Consider the following 16,357-nt stretch of genomic DNA (forward strand, 5'->3'; position numbering starts at 1 on the left):
ACCTGATCCAACCCTCACCGGAGTCACCATGGAGTCGAACGGAAACGCCCCGCCGTCCCGCCGCGAGGCGCTGCACCGGATGGGCGCCGGCCTGGCCGGCAGCGCGCTGCTCGCGTCGGCGGCGCAGGCCCAGACCGGCGGCGCGCCCGCACCTGCGCCCGTGCCCGCGGGGGAGCCCGTCGCCGGCCCCCGTCCCGCGCTGCAGGACCCGCGCGCCGCCGGCGCCCGGCCGCCCTTTCCGCCCCAGCAGCAGCCCTGGCCGGGTCTGGCCAGGGAGATGACGCCGCGTCCGGACCACGGCGAGACCAGCTACCGGGGGTCGGGACGGCTGGCTGGCCGCAAGGCGCTGATCACCGGCGGCGACTCGGGCATCGGTCGGGCGGCGGCGATCGCCTTCGCGCGGGAGGGCGCCGACGTGGCCATCGGCTACCTGCCGCAGGAGGAAGAGGACGCGCGCGAGGTGATGCAGATCATCCGCGCCGCCGGCCGCAAGGCAGTGGCGCTGCCCGGCGACATCCGCGACGAGGCGTTCTGCCGCCAGCTGGTCGATGCGGCCGTGCGGGGTCTCGGAGGGCTGGACATCCTGTGCAACAACGCGGCGCGCCAGCAGGCGCACGCCTCGATCGCGGAGATCAGCACCGAGCAGTTCGACTGGACCCTCAAGACCAACCTGTACGCGATGTTCTGGATCACCAAGGCGGCCCTGCCCCACCTGCCGGCAGGCGCGTCGATCATCAACACCGCGTCGGTGGTGGCGTACGAGCCGCCCGAGCAGTTGCTCGACTACGCGTCGACCAAGGCGGCGATCGTGGCGTTCACCAAGTCGCTCGCCAAGCAGCTCGCGCCGCGCGGCGTCCGGGTCAACGCGGTGGCGCCCGGCCCCTACTGGACGCCGCTGCAGCCCAGCGGCGGGCAGCTGCCCGATGCCCTGCCCAAGTTCGGCGCCGACGCCCCGCTCGGCCGGCCCGGGCAGCCGGCGGAGATCGCTCCCGTGTACGTGCTGCTGGCATCGGCCGAGTCGACCTTCACCACCGGCAGCGTGCTCGGCAGCACGGGCGGGCGCTCGGGGCCGTGACCGTGACCGTCCGGCCCCGACGCCCGATGCCGGCCGGCGCGTCGCCGCGTGCAGCCGACGGGCGTGCGCGCAGCAGCGTGGGCGGCCGGCGCGGCTGGCCGTCGGTGCATCCCGCCGGAAGGGGCGCGGCATGACCGCCGTCCCGATGCGGCTGCCGGTGCGGCCCTCGCAGCATCCCGCCCTGGCGGGAGCGGCCGGCCCGGGCCTGCACCGGATCGAGCCGCCGCCGGGTGCGCCGTGGCGCCGACCGGCCCTGGCGCGCGTGCCCCGCGCGCTGCCCAGCAACCAGCCGGTGGCGCTGGCCGTGGTGCTGCACGGCAGCGGCGGGGAGCCCGGACAGGCGCTGGACTACCTGGAGCCTTCGGCCGCCGCCGCACCGCTGGTGCTGGTCGCACCGCCCTCGCGCGACTTCACCTGGGACACGGTGCTCGGCCGCCCGGGGCCCGACATCGAGACGGTCGCCCACGCATTGCGCTGGGCCTTCGACCGCTTCGTGGTCGCGCCGCGGCGGCTGGCGGTCGCGGGCTTCTCGGACGGCGCCTCGCATGCGCTGGCGCTGGCGATCGCCAACGGCGACGTGTTCGCGTCCCTGGCCGCGCTCTCCCCCGGCTTCGTGCCACCCGGTCCGGCCACCGGCCGCGCGCGCATGTACGTCGCGCACGGCACGGCCGACACCGTGCTGCCGATCGCGCGCTGCAGCCGGCGCATCGTGCCGGCGCTCGAGCGTGCCGGCTTCGAGGTCCGCTACGATGAGTTCGTCGGCGGCCACGAGATCCCGCCAGCCATTGCCGAGCGCGCCTGCCAATGGATCCTCGCCTCCTGACTTCCTGTCGGCGCCCCAACCCATCCCCGGAGATCCCCCCGTGCCCGAACCCCGCCTGTCCGTCCCCAAGGAGCGCATCAAGTTCGCGCTCCTCGAGGGCATCCATCCCTCGGCCGTCGAGTCGCTGGCCGCCAGCGGCTACACGCAGGTCGCCACGTACCCGAAGGCGCTGGAAGGCGACGAGCTGGTGGCGGCGATCGCCGACGCGCACTTCGTCGGCATCCGGTCGCGCACGCAGCTGACCGAGGCCGTGCTCGAGCGCGCCTCCAAGCTCACGGCGATCGGCGCCTTCTGCATCGGCACCAACCAGATCGACCTGCAAGCGGCCATGCGACGCGGCATCCCGGTGTTCAACGCGCCGTTCTCCAACACCCGCAGCGTGGCGGAGCTGGTGCTGGCCGAGATCGTGATGCTGATGCGCGGCATCCCGCAGAAGAACGCGGTCCTGCACCGCAATGGCTGGGTGAAGTCGGCCGCCGGCGCGCACGAGGTGCGCGGCAAGACGCTGGGCATCGTCGGTTACGGCCACATCGGCACCCAGATCGGCCTGCTGGCCGAGAACCTGGCCATGCAGGTCGTGTTCGTCGACATCGAAGCGCGCCTGCCGCTGGGCAACGCCCGCCAGCTGCGTTCGCTGGACGCCCTGCTGGAGTGCGCCGACGTGGTCACGCTGCACGTGCCCGAGACGCCCGAGACCCGGGACATGATCGGCGCCGCGCAGCTGGCGCGCATGAAGCGCGGCAGCCACCTGATCAATGCGTCGCGCGGCACCGTGGTCGACGTGCCTGCGCTGGCCGCGGCACTGGAGCGGGGCCATCTCGCCGGCGCCGCCATCGACGTCTTCCCGGTCGAGCCGCAGGGCAACGACACCCGCTTCGAGTCCCCGCTGATCGGGTTCGACAACGTCCTGCTCACGCCGCACATCGGCGGCTCCACCGCCGAAGCGCAGGAGAACATCGGCCGCGAGGTGGCCGAGAAGCTGGTGCGCTACTCGGACAACGGGTCCACCGTGTCGGCGGTGAACTTCCCCGAGGTGGCGCTGCCGGCCCACACCGGGCGGTGCCGGCTGCTGCACATCCACCGCAACGTGCCCGGCATGATCGCCAGGGTCAACGAACGCTTCTCCGCGGCCGGGATCAACATCGCCGCCCAGTACCTGCGCACCAACGAGGAGGTCGGTTACGTCGTGATCGACGTGGACACGACGGCCAGCCGCGTCGCGCTCGAGGAGCTCTGCGGCATCCCGGGCACGATCCGCTGCCGCATGCTCTATTGAGCGGCGGCGCCCGGCGGCTGGAAGATGCGGACCCGGGGATTGGCCAGCACCTCCCGCCAGCCCGCCGCATCGAAGCAGCCGCCCGCGGTGCCGGGGCCGCGCAGCGCGCCCGCCTTGCCGCGTCGCGGGTCCGGCGCGGGCTCGCCACGCATGCGCCGCCAGGCCGCGGCGGCCCGTTCGGCCACCGAGCGCCTGGCGTAGAGCGCCTCCAGCGCGGCCGCGCGGGCCGCCAGGTCCACCCCTTCGACCCAGACGAAGTCGGCCGGCCCGAAGGCGCGCACGCTCTCGAGCAGGGCTTCGCAGGTGGTGCTGGCATTGAGGTCGTCGATCGCGGCATAGGTCTGGCCGAAGACGTCGTCCGGCAGCCACTCGCGCCCCTGCGCGGTGGAGTTGTTCACCGCGTGCGCCAGCACGGGGAACCACTCGGCGCTGGCGTTGTAGTACCACGGCGCCTCGCGCACGAGCGTGAAGCGGCGCCCCGGGTGCTGCGCCGCGACCCAGGCCATGGCGCTGCGCACCTCGGGCGACAGCGGCGCGAAGAGCTCGTCGCGCCGGAACGTGTCGCCCACGCGCGCCGCAGTCAGTCCCACGCCCGTCAGCACCAGCGCGATCGCGGTCGGCCACCCGAGTCGGCTGCGCCAGCGCGCGGCCGCGGCGACCACGCCGATCAGCCCGGTGGCGGCCAGCACCCCGATGCCCAGCACCAGCGGCGTCTCGCCGCTGCGCGGGATGAGCAGCGCCGGCAGGACCGCGAACACCAGCCAGAACACGTCGCGGCTGCGGGCCGCGAGCACGGCCCCCACCACCACGAACGGCAGCAGCTGGGCCGAATTGCGCAGCAGCATGCGCGCGCCCTCCGCCAGCACCGAAGGACGCCAGGATCCTGTCCTGGAGGCCGCCGCGAACGGGGCGAGGCCGTGTTCGTGCAGCACGGCCACCAGCCACGGCAGCACCACCAGCAGCGACACGGCACCGAGGACGAACGCGCCGGCCAGCCAGGCGCCCAGGCGCCGGCGCGCCATCGCCAGGCAGAGCAGCGCGCAGACGGTGCACAGCAGCCCCCATTCCAGGTGCGACAGGACGGTGCCACCCAGGCACGCACCACCGGCGACGAGGCGGCGCCACGACCACCGGCCGTCGCGCCACAGCCCGGGCGGCAGCAGGGCCAGCAAGGTCAGCAGCAGCAGCACGCTGCCCAGCCCGCGACTGAGCCCGCCGCCCATGACCAGCCATTCGTAGGAGCGGAACGTCATGCCGGCGATCAGCACCGCCAGCGCAGTGAACAGGCGCGCGTGGCCGGTGCGCAGCAGCAGTAGGGCGAACAGCAGCACGTACGCGATGTTCATGAACACCGGCGCGACCTGCACGACGGCCAGCGGCGACAGGCCCAGCCGGACGGCGCCGGCGGCCAGCCAGAACGCCAGCGGCGGGTAGGCGAACGGGATGGCGGCGCCGTTGTAGTCCACGGTCGCCGGCAGGCCGGGGAACGTGTGCGCGGTCGCCTGGACGAAGACCAGGAACAGCGCGCCGTCGTTGATCGGGAACGGCGCGGCCCACAGCAGCTGCAGGCGCACCGCCACTACGGCCACCAGGCTGGCCACGAGGAAGGCGGCGTCCACGGGAGCGACGCTCGCGGTCCGCACGGCATGGGCGAGCGGTCCACCCGGGTGGACGTGGCGGGGCCAGGACAGCACGGAGGATCTCCTTCTTCCGGAACGGCGGGGGCCGGGCAGCCGGCACCGGGCCTTGGCATGCGGCGTGCCCGGGTGTGTCCGGCGTGGTCGATGCGCGCCGGCACGGGCCAGCGTGAACCACAGCCGTGCCGGATCTGCGGGACAGTCGGCGCAGGCGGCGTCAATGGCCATGGTGTAACGGTTGTTGGCAGCACCGCCGGCCCGGGTGGCCCGGGCAGCTCGCGCCGCCAGAGGAATGGTGACGGCCGTGCACCGCGTCGAGGCATTACAGGCCGACACTCCGGCCGGGATGGCGCCATCAATGATGGACGTCATCCGTCGACCTTGGTGCTGCCGATGCCCCCTTCCAATCCCCTGGCCGAGCCGCGCGGCCCACGCTGGCAGAAGATCCTGCTGTCGGTCGTCGTGCCCTGCTTCAACGAGCAGGAGGTGCTGCACGAGACGCATCGCCGCCTGACCGAGACGTTCGAGCACGAGCCCTCGATCCAGCTGGAGATCATCTACGTCGACGACGGCAGCCGTGACCGCACGTTGCCCGTGCTGCGCGAGTTGCAGCAGCTCGATCGGCGGGTGCGGGTGGTCTCCTTCTCGCGCAACTTCGGCCACCAGTTCGCCGTCACCGCGGGCCTGGACCACGCCGCCGGCGACGCCGTCTGCGTGATCGACGCCGATCTGCAGGACCCGCCCGAGGTGATCCTGCAGATGCTCGATCGCTGGCGGCATGGCGTCGACGTGGCGTACGGGGTGCGGACCGAACGCGAGGGCGAGTCGGCCTTCAAGCTGTGGACCGCCAAGCTGTTCTACCGCACCATCAACCGGCTGTCCGACACGGTGATCCCGCTGGACACGGGCGACTTCCGGCTGCTCGACCGCACGGCGGTCGAAGCGTTCCAGGCCATGCCCGAGCGCGACCGCTTCGTGCGCGGCATGGTGGCGTGGGCCGGGTTCCGCCAGGAGGCCGTGGCCTACCGCCGCGCCGCCCGCTTCGCGGGCAGCACCAAGTACCCGGTCAGGAAGATGCTGCGCTTCGCGGCCGACGGGATCCTCTCGTTTTCGACTGCTCCGCTGCGCCTGGCGATCTACGTCGGCTTCTGCGCCGCCGTGCTGGCCATGCTGGGCGTGGCGTACGCGCTCGCGCTGCGGCTGGCCACCCAGAACTGGGTCGAAGGCTGGACGCTGCTGTTCATTGCCGTGATGTTCGTCGGCGGCGTCCAGCTGATGTTCATGGGCGTGGTGGGCGAGTACGTCGGCCGGATCTACGGCGAGGTGAAGCGGCGCCCGCTGTACCTCGTCAGGGAGCAGCTGGGCTTCGAGCCGAGCGCGTCGCCGCCGTGCGCGCTGGCCCACGCGATCCGCACGCCCGAGGCCATCACCCACCCGCCGCGGCAGCCCGCCAGCCCGGCCATGGCCTACGACCGGGAGGCGGCATGACGGCGGCGCGGGTGAAGCTGGTCGTTTCGGTCCTCGTTTCGCTGTTCGCGCTGCGCCTGCTGCTGTCGGGCGTCGACCTGCCCGCCCTGCTGCTGGCCTGGTCGCGGATGACGGCGCCGGGCCTGCTGCTCGCGCTGGCACTGCTGGCCGCCGGCTATGCGCTGCGGGTGGCGCGCTGGTGGTGGATGCTGCTGGCGTTCGAGCCGCGGCTGCGCTGGCGCGATTGCGCGACGCCGTTCCTGGCCAGCATCGCGCTGAACAACGTGCTGCCGCTGCGCGCCGGCGATGCCGTGCGCGCCTTTGCCTTCCGCGACGCCCTGCGGCTGCCGCCGGCGACGCTGCTCGGCTCGGTGCTGCTGGAGCGGTTGCTGGACCTGGCGATGCTGCTCGTCCTGTTCTTCGCGGGCGCGTCCCTGGTGCGCGGCGGCGGGCTGCCGCCCGGCCTGGCGGCGACCGCCCAGGCGCTGGCCGCCGCGGCCGTGGGCGCGCTGGTGCTGCTGCCCCTGGCCGGTCCCGCCGTCGCGCGCCGGCTGGCCGGGCCGACGTCCGAGGGCACCGGCTGGAAGGCCAGGACGGGACGGATCGCGACGGACCTGCTGGCCAGCTTTTCCCTGCTGCGCTCGCCCCGGCGCGCCGCGCTGCTGCTGCCGATGACCGCACTGATCTGGTTGCTGGAAGGCGCGGTGTTCGCGGCCGTCGCCGCCGAACTGGCGCCGGGCACGCCGGCCGCGGCCGGCTGGTTCGCGATGACGACCGGCACGCTGGCGACGCTGCTGCCCAGCACGCCCGGCTACGTCGGCACCTTCGACTACTTCACGATGCTGGGGTTCTCCGCCTTCGGCCTGGACCGGGCGGCGGCCACCGCGATCTCGCTGTCGGTCCACGCGATCCTGTGGGCGCCGGTGACGGCGCTCGGCCTGGTGCTGCTGGTGCTGCACGGCGGCCGCGATGCGATCCGCGCCCGTGCGCGCGCCAGCGAAGGAGCGCTGACATGAGCGCCCCGTCCACCGTGGCGATCGTCGGCGGCGGCTTCTGCGGCCTGGCCGCCGCCTTCGAGCTGGGGCGGCGCGGCATCCGCGCCGTGGTGCTCGAGGCCGACGAGGAGGTCGGCGGGCTGGCCGGCAGCTTCCCGGTCGGCGGCGAGCGCCTGGAGAAGTTCTACCACCACTGGTTCACCAACGACACCCACGTGATCGAGCTGGCCCGCGACCTGGGCACCAGCGACCGGATCGTGGCGCGGCCCACCCGCACCGGGATGTACTTCGCCAATCGGTTCCTCAAGCTGTCGACGCCGGCCGACGTGCTGCGCTTCACGCCGCTGCGGCTGCCCGACCGGGTGCGCCTCGGACTGCTCGCCCTGCGCGCGCGCCGCGTGCGCGACTGGATGGCGCTGGAGGACCGCACGGCCGCCGAGTGGCTGCGCGAGCTCGGCGGCGACGAGGTCTACCGGGTCGTGTGGGAGCCGCTGCTGCGCGGCAAGTTCGGCGAGGTCGCCGACGATGTCTCGGCCGTGTGGTTCTGGAACAAGCTCAAGCTGCGCGGCGGCAGCCGCGGCAAGGGTGGACAGGAGCAGCTGGCCTACTACCGCGGCGGTTTCGCCGCGCTGGCCGAGGCCATGGCGCGCGCCGTCGAGGCGGCCGGCGGCGAGGTCCGCACCGGCACCGCCGCCACCGGCCTGCAGGTGGCCGCAGGCCGGGTCACCGGGGTGGCGACGGCCGACGGCGTGGTGCCGGCCGATGCAGTGGTGCTCACCACGCCGCTGCCGATCGCCGCCGACCTGCTGGCGCCGCACGTCACGCCCGAGGAGCAGGCGCGCCTGCGCCGCATCCGCTACCTGGCCAACGTCTGCATCGTGCTCGAGCTGGATCGCAGCCTGTCGCAGACCTACTGGCTCAACGTGAACGACCCCGGCTTCCCCTTCGTCGGCGTGATCGAGCACACCAACTTCGAGCCGGCGTCCACCTACGCCGGCCGGCACGTGGTCTACCTGTCGAAGTACCTGCCCGAGACGGATGCGCTGTTCCGGATGTCCGATGCCGAGGTGGTGGCGTACACCCTGTCGCACCTGCAGCGGATGTTCCCGGACCTGGACCGGCAGCACGTGCTGGGCGCGCACGTGTGGCGCGCGACGCACTCGCAGCCGATCGTCGAGCGCGGCTATTCGCGGTTGATCCCGCCCACCCGCACCGGCGTGCCGGGCGTGCACCTGGCGACGATGGCGCAGATCTACCCCGAGGACCGCGGCACCAACTACGCGATCCGCCAGGGCCGCGACATGGGGCGGGTGCTCGCCGCGGGACTGACCGGCGGCGCCGGCCAGCCCGGGCGCGAGCGCAGCGCCGTGCAGGCGCCCCCGCCCCCGTGGCAGCCATCCCCCGTCGAGGCCGGCGCCGGCCTGCGACAACGTTGAACACCGAGGTTCCCTGATGTACACGAGCTACGCACCGCGCGAGGAGATCGATTCCGCGCCACCCGCCCCATCGACCCCGGCCGAGGCCGGCCCCGGCACGCCGGTGGCCCGCCGGGCGGGCGGGGTGCTGGTCACCACGGTCGTGCCCCAGCAGAAGACGGCCTGGACCAAGGCCCGGATGGACGTGCTGCACCTGCTGCGCGGAGCCGGCTACGCCCATGTGGAACTGCCCGACGGGGCGAACCCGGTGCACTGGCTGGATTTCCTGGGCCAGCTGGACCGCCTGGTGGACCGCGGCGGCCATGTGGTCATCGAATACCCGTTCGACCAGCGCAAGCGCGCCTACCTGCTGCACATGTTCTGCCGTGTGCGCGGAGCCCGGCTGTTCGCGCTGATCCACGACCTGGATTCGCTGCGCCACGAGGAATCGCCCCCCGAGCGCGAGATCGCCATCCTGCGGCTGTTCGACGGGCTGGTGTCGCACAACGCCACCATGACCGAGTGGCTGCGCGGCCAGGGCGTGGGCGCCAAGGTGGTCAACCTCAACCTGTTCGACTACTGCAGCCCGCCCGGCCCGACCTGGCACGAGACCCGCCTGACGACGCCGCTCAAGGTGGTGTGCGCGGGCAACCTGTCCTACCCGAAGGCCAGCTATGTCTACGACGAGCGGCTCGCGCAGCTGCGGCAGGTGGAGCTGTCGCTGTTCGGCGCCTTCTTCGAGCCCGAGCGGCTGCGGCACCCCGGGCCGCGCTACAAGGGCGTGTTCGATCCGGACCAGCCGGCGCTGGACGGGCGCTACCACTTCGGGCTGATCTGGGACGGCCAGTCGATCGACGGCTGCCAGGGCAACTACGGGCAGTACATGCGCTACAACAACCCGCACAAGCTGTCGCTCTACCTGTCGCTCGGCCTGCCGGTGATCGTCTGGAAGGAGGCGGCGATCGCGCCGCTGGTGCTGGGCCGCGGCGTCGGGGTGCTGATCGGCGACCTGCGCGAGATGGACGCCATTCCCGACTGGCTGGACAACCAGGGGTACCAGCAGATGGCGGCGAACGCGGCGCGGCTGAGCCCCCGGGTGCGGCGCGGCGACTTCCTCCAGGACGCGATCGGGCGCCTGGTGCGCTGACGCGGCGGCGCACGGGATGAGATCCGGCAAGCTGCTGGCCTGGTCGTTCTTCGCCGCCTGCCTGCTGGTCGCACGGTCTCATGCGCCGACGCCGTCTGCAGGCACCGCGGCCCAGGCGCCTGCGGCCGCCCGAACGCAGCCCGCGCGCGCGCCGCTGCCCGACGGGACGCCGGCGCCGCCGCGCGACGCCGCCAGTGCCGGTGAGCCCGCCGAGGCATTGGCACTGGCGCGCAGCCGGCCCGATCGGCCGGCCGGCGTCCGCCGGGCGCCGGCCCACTGGTCGTCGCCGCCGCGGCCGCACGCGCAGTGAGCCGCCGCGCCGGCACGGCGCGCCCTCAGGCCAGCGAGCGCACCACCTCCATCGCCTCCTCGATGCGGTCGACCGGGTGGATCGTCAGCCCCTCGATGTCGCGGCTGCCCTTCTTCGGCGCGTTCGCCCGGGGCACCACCGCGACCGAGAACCCGAGCTTGGCCGCCTCGCGCAGCCGCTCCTGCCCGCGGGGTGCAGGCCGCACCTCGCCGGCCAGCCCGACCTCGCCGAAGGCGATGAAGCCCTTGGGCAAGGGCTTGCCCCGCAGCGACGAGGTGATCGCCAGCATGACGGCGAGGTCGGCCGCCGGCTCGCTGATGCGCACGCCGCCGACCGCGTTCACGAACACGTCCTGGTCCATGCAGGCCACGCCCGCGTGGCGGTGCAGCACCGCCAGCAGCATGGCCAGCCGGTCGCGCTCCAGGCCGACCGACAGGCGGCGCGGACTGGGCCCGCCGCTGTCGACCAGTGCCTGGATCTCGACCAGCATCGGCCGCGTGCCCTCCAGCGTCACCAGCACGCAGCTGCCGGGCACCGGCTCCGCGTGTTGCGACAGGAAGATGGCGCTCGGATTGGCCACGCCCTTGAGCCCCTTCTCGGTCATCGCGAACACGCCGATCTCGTTGACCGCGCCGAAGCGGTTCTTGATCGCGCGCACCAGCCGGAAGCTGGAATGCGTGTCGCCCTCGAAGTACAGCACGGTGTCGACCATGTGCTCGAGCACGCGCGGGCCGGCCAGGGCGCCCTCCTTGGTGACGTGGCCGACCAGCACGATGCTGGTCCCGGTCGCCTTGGCCGCGCGGGTGAGGTGGGCCGCGCACTCGCGCACCTGGGCCACCGACCCCGGCGCCGAGGTGAGCTGGTCCGAGTACACCGTCTGGATCGAGTCGATCACGGCGACGGCCGGCTTGGCCGACGTCAGCGTCGCCAGGATCTTCTCCAGCTGGATCTCGGCCAGCACGCGCACCTGCGAGTTGTCCAGGCCCAGCCGGCGCGAGCGCAGCGCCACCTGGGCGCCCGACTCCTCGCCGGTGACGTAGAGCGTGGGCACCTCGGCGCGCTGCAGGCCGTCGAGGGCCTGCAGCAGGAGGGTGGACTTGCCGATGCCCGGATCGCCCCCGATCAGCACCACGCCCCCTTCGACGATGCCGCCGCCCAGCACGCGGTCGAGCTCGCCGATGCCGGTGGGCGTGCGCGCCACGTCGGCGGCCTCGATGTCGGCGAGCACCGCCAGGGCGGCGGTCGGCGCCAGGGCCGCGAACCGGTGCCGCTGCGCGGCGGGAGTGTCGGCGACGGTCTCGATCAGGGTGTTCCAGGCGCCGCAGCTGGGGCATTTGCCCTGCCACTTCGGCGTGGTGCCGCCGCACTCGGTGCAGCTGTAGGTCGTCTTGTCTTTGGCCACGCGGGGCAGTGTAGGCCAGCCCCCGCGCGGACCTGGCCCGCTGGCAGGGTCGGACGGTGCAGGACAGGCTCGGGACCTGCAGCCGCGGCTGCGCGGCCGGATCGAACACTACCGGTTGGTGGCGCGGGCGCAGCCGACGCCACCGGGCCCCTCCGGGTTCACCCGCGTTGACGGCGCGGGGTGGTCATTTAACATGTTAAACAATCGGAACGAGCACGTGACCACCCCGTTCAAGCACCGCAACCTGCCCCGCCTGCTGCTGCAGGCGCGCGAAGCCGTGATGGCGCACAACCGTCCCTGGCTGCGCGAGCACGGGCTGTCGGACCAGCAGTGGCGCGTGTTGCGGGTGCTGGGCGAACACGGGACGGCCGACACCGGCCAGGTGGCACGCGAGGCCTACATCCTCGGCCCCAGCCTCACCGGCGTGCTGGCGCGGATGGAACGCGACGGGCTGGTGCGCCGCGCGCGCGATGCGGCCGACCAGCGCCGCACGGTGGTCGAGGCCACGGCCCGCGGGCTGGCGCTGGTGGCACGGCTGTCCAGCACGGTCGAGGCGCACTACCAATGGATGGAACAGGCGCTTGGCAAGGCCAAGCTGGCCCAGCTGTACGCCCTGCTGGACGAACTGATCGAACTGGAGCAACCCGTGGTCAAGCACCGCCACCGTCCCCGGCCCACCGCCGACAGCGCGCGGGCGGACGCATGAGCCATTCACCTTCCGGCACGGTGTACGGCACCCTGCTGAACTTCCGCCGCGAAGTCGAGGCGCTGGCGCCGCGCATGCACGAGCCGCCCTACCGGGCGCCACCGGCAGCGCCGGTGCTGTACGTCAAGACCGCCAACACCTTCAGCGGTGACGGCGCGGCGATCGCGCTGCCGGCGCACGCGCCCGAGGTGGAGGTCGGCGCGACGGTGGGGCTGGTGCTCGGCGCCGGCGGCAGCGTCCGCGGCTGCGTGCTGGCCAGCGACCTGTCGCTGCCGCACGCCAGCTACTTCCGCCCGCCGGTGCGGTTCCGCTGCCTCGACGGATTCCTGGGCCTGGGCGCCCTGGTGCCGGCGACCGACCCGGAGGCCCTGGCGATCGAGGTCCGCATCGACGGCGAGCTGCGCCAGACCGTGCGGTTCGATGCCCTGGTCCGGCCGCCGGCCCGGCTGCTGGCCGATGTCGGCGAGTTCATGACCCTGGGCGACGGCGACGTGCTGCTGCTGGGCAACGATGCGCCGCTGCCGCGGGCCAGGGTCGGCCAGCGCATCGCGTTGCACTGCGCCGCGCTCGGCAGCCTCGTCCAGACACTGGTCGCGGAGGCCGCATGAAGCACGCCCGTGTGATCCATGAGGGCCGCGCGGTGCGCGCCGCCGAGCGCGACGGCCGCCTGCTGCTGGAGACCGGCGTCCTGGTCGACGCCGACGCCGTGGCCTGGCTGCCGCCGCTGGAGCCGGTGGCACGGCCGCGCACCATCCTGGCCCTGGGCCTGAACTATGCCGACCACGCCAGGGAACTGGCGTTCAAGGCGCCCGACGAACCGCTGGCGTTCCTCAAGGGGGAACGCGCGCTCACCGGCCACCGGCAGTGCACCCGGCGGCCGCCCGGGGTCGACTTCATGCACTACGAGTGCGAACTGACCGTGGTGATCGGCCGCACCGCGCGCCGCGTGCGCCGCGCCGACGCGTTCGACTTCATCGCCGGCTACACCGTGGCCAACGACTACGCCATCCGCGACTACCTGGAGAACTGGTACCGGCCGAACCTGCGCGTGAAGAACCGCGACGGCGCGACGCCGCTGGGTCCCTTCCTGGTCGACCGCGACGACGTGCCCGACCCGATGGCGCTGGCGCTGCAGACCACCGTCAATGGCCGGGTCACCCAGCGGGGCCACACGCGGGACATGATCTTCGACGTGCCGTTCCTGGTCGAGTACTTCAGCAGCTTCATGACGCTGCAGCCCGGCGACCTGATCCTCACCGGCACGCCGGATGGCGTGGTCGACTGCCGGCCCGGCGATGTCGTCGTCACCGAGATCGAGGGCCTGGGCGCCCTCGTCAACACCATCGAGTAGCAGGACCCCATGCGCATCGAGCACCTGATCGGCGGCAAGGCCCTCCCTGGCCGCGACTACTTCCAGACCGTGAACCCCGCCACCCAGGAAGTGCTGGCCGAAGTCGCCGCGGGCGGCGAGCAGGAGGTCGAGGCCGCGGTGGCGGCCGCCAAGGCGGCCTTCCCGGCCTGGGCGGCGCTGCCGGCCACCGAGCGCGCCCGGCTGGTGCGCAAGCTGGGCGACCTGATCGCGCGCCACGTGCCGGAGATCGCGCAGGCCGAGACCAACGACACCGGCCAGGTGATCGCCCAGACCGGCAAGCAGCTGGTGCCGCGCGCGGCCGACAACTTCCACTATTTCGCCGAGATGTGCGTGCGCGTCGACGGCCACACCTATCCGACGCCCACGCACCTGAACTACACGCTGTTCCATCCGGTGGGCGTGTGCGCGCTGATCTCGCCGTGGAACGTGCCGTTCATGACCGCCACCTGGAAGGTCGCGCCCTGCCTGGCGTTCGGCAACACCGCGGTGCTCAAGATGAGCGAGCTGTCGCCGCTGACGGCGGCGCGGCTGGGCGAGCTGGCCCTGGAGGCCGGCATTCCCGCCGGCGTGCTGAACCTGGTGCACGGGTTCGGAAAGGACGCGGGCGAGCCGCTGGTGCGGCACCGCGACGTGCGGGCGATCTCCTTCACCGGCTCCACCGCCACCGGCAACCGCATCGTGCAGCAGGCGGGCCTGAAGAAGTTCAGCATGGAACTCGGTGGCAAGTCGCCCTTCGTCGTCTTCGACGACGCCGACCTGCCCCGCGCGCTGGACGCGGCGGTGTTCATGATCTTCTCCAACAACGGCGAACGCTGCACGGCCGGCAGCCGGATCCTGGTGCAGCGCTCGGTCTACGCGGCCTTCGCCGAGCAGTTCGCGGCGCGGGCGCGGCGCATCGCGGTGGGCGACCCGCTGGACGACGGGACCATCGTCGGGCCCATGATCTCCCAGGCCCATCTGGCCAAGGTGCGCAGCTACATCGAGCTCGGGCAGCGGGAAGGCGCCAGCCTGCTGTGCGGCGGCCTGGACGTGCCGGCACTGCCGCAGCGGGTGCGCCAAGGCAACTATGTCGTGCCCACGGTCTTCGCGGACGTGGACAACCGCATGCGGATCGCGCAGGACGAGATCTTCGGCCCGGTCGCCTGCCTGATCCCGTTCGACGACGAGGCCGACGCGATCCGCATCGCCAACGACACGGTCTACGGCCTGTCCAGCTATGTCTGGACCGAGAACATCGGCCGCGCCCACCGCGTGGCCGCCGCCGTCGAGGCCGGCATGTGCTTCGTCAACAGCCAGAACGTGCGCGACCTGCGCCAGCCCTTCGGCGGCACCAAGGCGTCGGGCACCGGCCGCGAGGGCGGCACCTGGAGCCACGAGGTGTTCCTGGAGCCCAAGAACATCGCCGTCTCGATGGGGTCGCACCACATCCCTCACTGGGGAGCCTGACCATGGGCAAGCTCGCGCTGGCGGCCAAGATCACCCACGTGCCGTCGATGTACCTGTCGGAGTTCCCGGGCCCCCACTTCGGCTGCCGCGAAGCCGCGATCCAGGGCCACCGCGAGATCGACCGCCGCTGCCGCGCGCTGGGCGTCGACACCATCGTGGTGTTCGACGTGCACTGGCAGGTCAACAGCGAATACCACATCAACTGCGGTCCGCAGTTCGAAGGCGTGTACACCAGCAACGAGCTGCCGCACTTCATCAAGAACATGCCCTATGCCTATCCCGGCAACCCGGCGCTCGGGCACCTGATCGCCGACGCGGCCAACGCGATGGGCGTGAAGACCCGCGCGCATTCGGACACCACGCTGGAGCTGGAGTACGGCACGCTGGTGCCGATGCGGTACATGAACGCCGACCGGCACTACCGCGTGATCAGCGTCAGCGGCTGGTGCGACTGGCACGACCTGCACGAGTCCGGCCGCTTCGGCCTGGCGGTGCGCCGGGCGATCGAGGACCGCTACGACGGCACGGTGGCGGTGTTCGCCAGCGGTTCGCTGTCGCACCACTTCGCCGACAACGGCCGCGCGCCCGAGTTCATGCACCGGGTGTACGACCCCTTCCTGGAGCAGGTCGACCAGCGTGTCGTGCAGCTCTGGGAGGCCGGCGACTGGAAGACCTTCGTGGGCATGCTGCCGATGTACGCCGACAAGTGCTGGGGCGAGGGCGACATGCACGACACCGCGATGCTGCTGGGCCTGCTCGGCTGGGACCGCTACCAGGCCCCGGTGGAGATCGTCACGCCGTACTTCGGCAGCTCCGGCACCGGGCAGATCAACGCGATCTTCCCCGTCACGCCCCTTCCCGCCTGAGAGCCGCCATGCCGCACCTGGTCCTGCTGTACACGCCCAACATCGAACCGCAGACGGACATGTCCGCGCTGTGCCGCACGCTCGCCGACGGCCTGCTGCAGGTGCGCGACGAGGCCGGCGCGCAGGTGTTCCCCACCGGCGGCACCCGGGTGCTGGCCTATCCGGCGGCGCACTTCGCGGTGGCCGACGGCCAGGGCGATTACGGGTTCGTCTACCTGAACCTGCGCATGGGCGCCGGGCGCAGCAAGGCGGTGCAGCAGCTCGCCGGCGACACGCTGCTGGCGCGCGCGAAGGCGCACCTGGCACCGCTGTTCGAGCGCGGCCTGGTCGGCCTGACGGTGCAGGTGGACGAGAGCCCCGGCCAGGTCTACGACGGCAAGCACAGCACGCTGCATCCGCATTTCAACAGGGGCTGACACG

Annotated in this window: 15 protein-coding genes; 13 read left to right on the forward strand and 2 right to left on the reverse strand. The window is 72.7% G+C overall.

All coding sequences use genetic code 11. The features are described from left to right. Nucleotides 1–79: 79 nt before the first annotated feature. The 3 genes from VFE82_RS02535 to serA all read left to right on the forward strand — a co-directional run bounded on the left by VFE82_RS02535 (nt 80) and on the right by serA (nt 3,174). Nucleotides 80–1,075, forward strand: a complete 996-nt coding sequence (locus VFE82_RS02535; RefSeq protein ID WP_414708715.1) for an SDR family oxidoreductase — start codon at nt 80–82, stop codon at nt 1,073–1,075. Nucleotides 1,076–1,205: 130 nt separating this feature from the next. Further along, nucleotides 1,206–1,898 carry a phospholipase gene (locus VFE82_RS02540; RefSeq protein WP_324998664.1) on the forward strand — a complete coding sequence of 231 codons (693 nt, stop codon included), beginning with the start codon at nt 1,206–1,208 and terminating at the stop codon, nt 1,896–1,898. Between the two features lie 40 nt (nt 1,899–1,938). Further along, on the forward strand, nt 1,939–3,174 hold the full coding sequence (gene serA / locus VFE82_RS02545) for a phosphoglycerate dehydrogenase (protein WP_324998665.1): 1,236 nt from the start codon (nt 1,939–1,941) through the stop codon (nt 3,172–3,174). Here the strand turns inward: serA and VFE82_RS02550 are convergent. Beyond that, entirely contained in the window at nt 3,168–4,868 is a 1,701-nt protein-coding gene (locus tag VFE82_RS02550) for a hypothetical protein (protein ID WP_324998666.1), read from the reverse strand. The two genes, serA and VFE82_RS02550, sit on opposite strands and share 7 nt — an antisense overlap. A 336-nt stretch (nt 4,869–5,204) precedes the next feature. Here VFE82_RS02550 and VFE82_RS02555 point away from each other — a divergent pair, with 336 nt between their 5' ends. Genes VFE82_RS02555 through VFE82_RS02570 form a run of 4 tightly spaced genes read left to right on the forward strand, consistent with a single transcriptional unit; the run spans nt 5,205 to nt 9,835 of the window. Further along, nucleotides 5,205–6,299 carry a glycosyltransferase family 2 protein gene (locus VFE82_RS02555; RefSeq protein WP_324998668.1) on the forward strand — a complete coding sequence of 365 codons (1,095 nt, stop codon included), beginning with the start codon at nt 5,205–5,207 and terminating at the stop codon, nt 6,297–6,299. After that, the gene (locus VFE82_RS02560) at nt 6,296–7,294 is read left to right on the forward strand and encodes a lysylphosphatidylglycerol synthase transmembrane domain-containing protein (protein WP_324998669.1); all 999 of its coding nucleotides are present in this window, start codon (nt 6,296–6,298) and stop codon (nt 7,292–7,294) included. Before VFE82_RS02555 ends, VFE82_RS02560 begins: the two co-directional genes overlap by 4 nt. Next, nucleotides 7,291–8,709: an NAD(P)/FAD-dependent oxidoreductase gene (locus VFE82_RS02565; RefSeq protein ID WP_324998670.1), complete on the forward strand. Its 1,419-nt coding sequence runs from the start codon at nt 7,291–7,293 to the stop codon at nt 8,707–8,709. Before VFE82_RS02560 ends, VFE82_RS02565 begins: the two co-directional genes overlap by 4 nt. Before the next feature lie 16 nt (nt 8,710–8,725). Beyond that, nucleotides 8,726–9,835 (forward strand): hypothetical protein, encoded by a 1,110-nt coding sequence (locus VFE82_RS02570; protein WP_324998671.1) that lies wholly within the window; start codon nt 8,726–8,728, stop codon nt 9,833–9,835. A gap of 335 nt (nt 9,836–10,170) precedes the next feature. Here the strand turns inward: VFE82_RS02570 and radA are convergent, their stop codons facing one another. After that, nucleotides 10,171–11,547 carry a DNA repair protein RadA gene (gene radA, locus VFE82_RS02575; RefSeq protein WP_324998672.1) on the reverse strand — a complete coding sequence of 459 codons (1,377 nt, stop codon included), beginning with the start codon at nt 11,545–11,547 and terminating at the stop codon, nt 10,171–10,173. Between the two features lie 193 nt (nt 11,548–11,740). Between radA and hpaR the strand changes: the two genes are divergently transcribed. Genes hpaR through VFE82_RS02605 form a run of 6 tightly spaced genes read left to right on the forward strand, consistent with a single transcriptional unit; the run spans nt 11,741 to nt 16,353 of the window. Further along, a complete protein-coding gene (hpaR, locus tag VFE82_RS02580; RefSeq protein WP_414708712.1) occupies nt 11,741–12,253 on the forward strand; it encodes a homoprotocatechuate degradation operon regulator HpaR in 513 nt (170 codons plus the stop codon). Continuing rightward, a complete protein-coding gene (locus tag VFE82_RS02585; RefSeq protein WP_324998673.1) occupies nt 12,250–12,861 on the forward strand; it encodes a fumarylacetoacetate hydrolase family protein in 612 nt (203 codons plus the stop codon). Before hpaR ends, VFE82_RS02585 begins: the two co-directional genes overlap by 4 nt. Beyond that, a complete protein-coding gene (locus VFE82_RS02590) occupies nt 12,858–13,604 on the forward strand; it encodes a fumarylacetoacetate hydrolase family protein (protein ID WP_324998674.1) in 747 nt (248 codons plus the stop codon). Before VFE82_RS02585 ends, VFE82_RS02590 begins: the two co-directional genes overlap by 4 nt. Before the next feature lie 9 nt (nt 13,605–13,613). Continuing rightward, entirely contained in the window at nt 13,614–15,071 is a 1,458-nt protein-coding gene (gene hpaE / locus VFE82_RS02595; RefSeq protein WP_324998675.1) for a 5-carboxymethyl-2-hydroxymuconate semialdehyde dehydrogenase, read from the forward strand. A 2-nt stretch (nt 15,072–15,073) separates the two neighbouring features. Continuing rightward, on the forward strand, nt 15,074–15,937 hold the full coding sequence (hpaD, locus tag VFE82_RS02600; protein WP_324998676.1) for a 3,4-dihydroxyphenylacetate 2,3-dioxygenase: 864 nt from the start codon (nt 15,074–15,076) through the stop codon (nt 15,935–15,937). Between the two features lie 8 nt (nt 15,938–15,945). Further along, entirely contained in the window at nt 15,946–16,353 is a 408-nt protein-coding gene (locus VFE82_RS02605) for a 5-carboxymethyl-2-hydroxymuconate Delta-isomerase (RefSeq protein ID WP_324998677.1), read from the forward strand. Nucleotides 16,354–16,357: the final 4 nt, after the last annotated feature.

The sequence above is a fragment of the Ramlibacter sp. genome (genome assembly GCF_035655895.1).
Lineage (GTDB): Bacteria > Pseudomonadota > Gammaproteobacteria > Burkholderiales > Burkholderiaceae_C > Ramlibacter.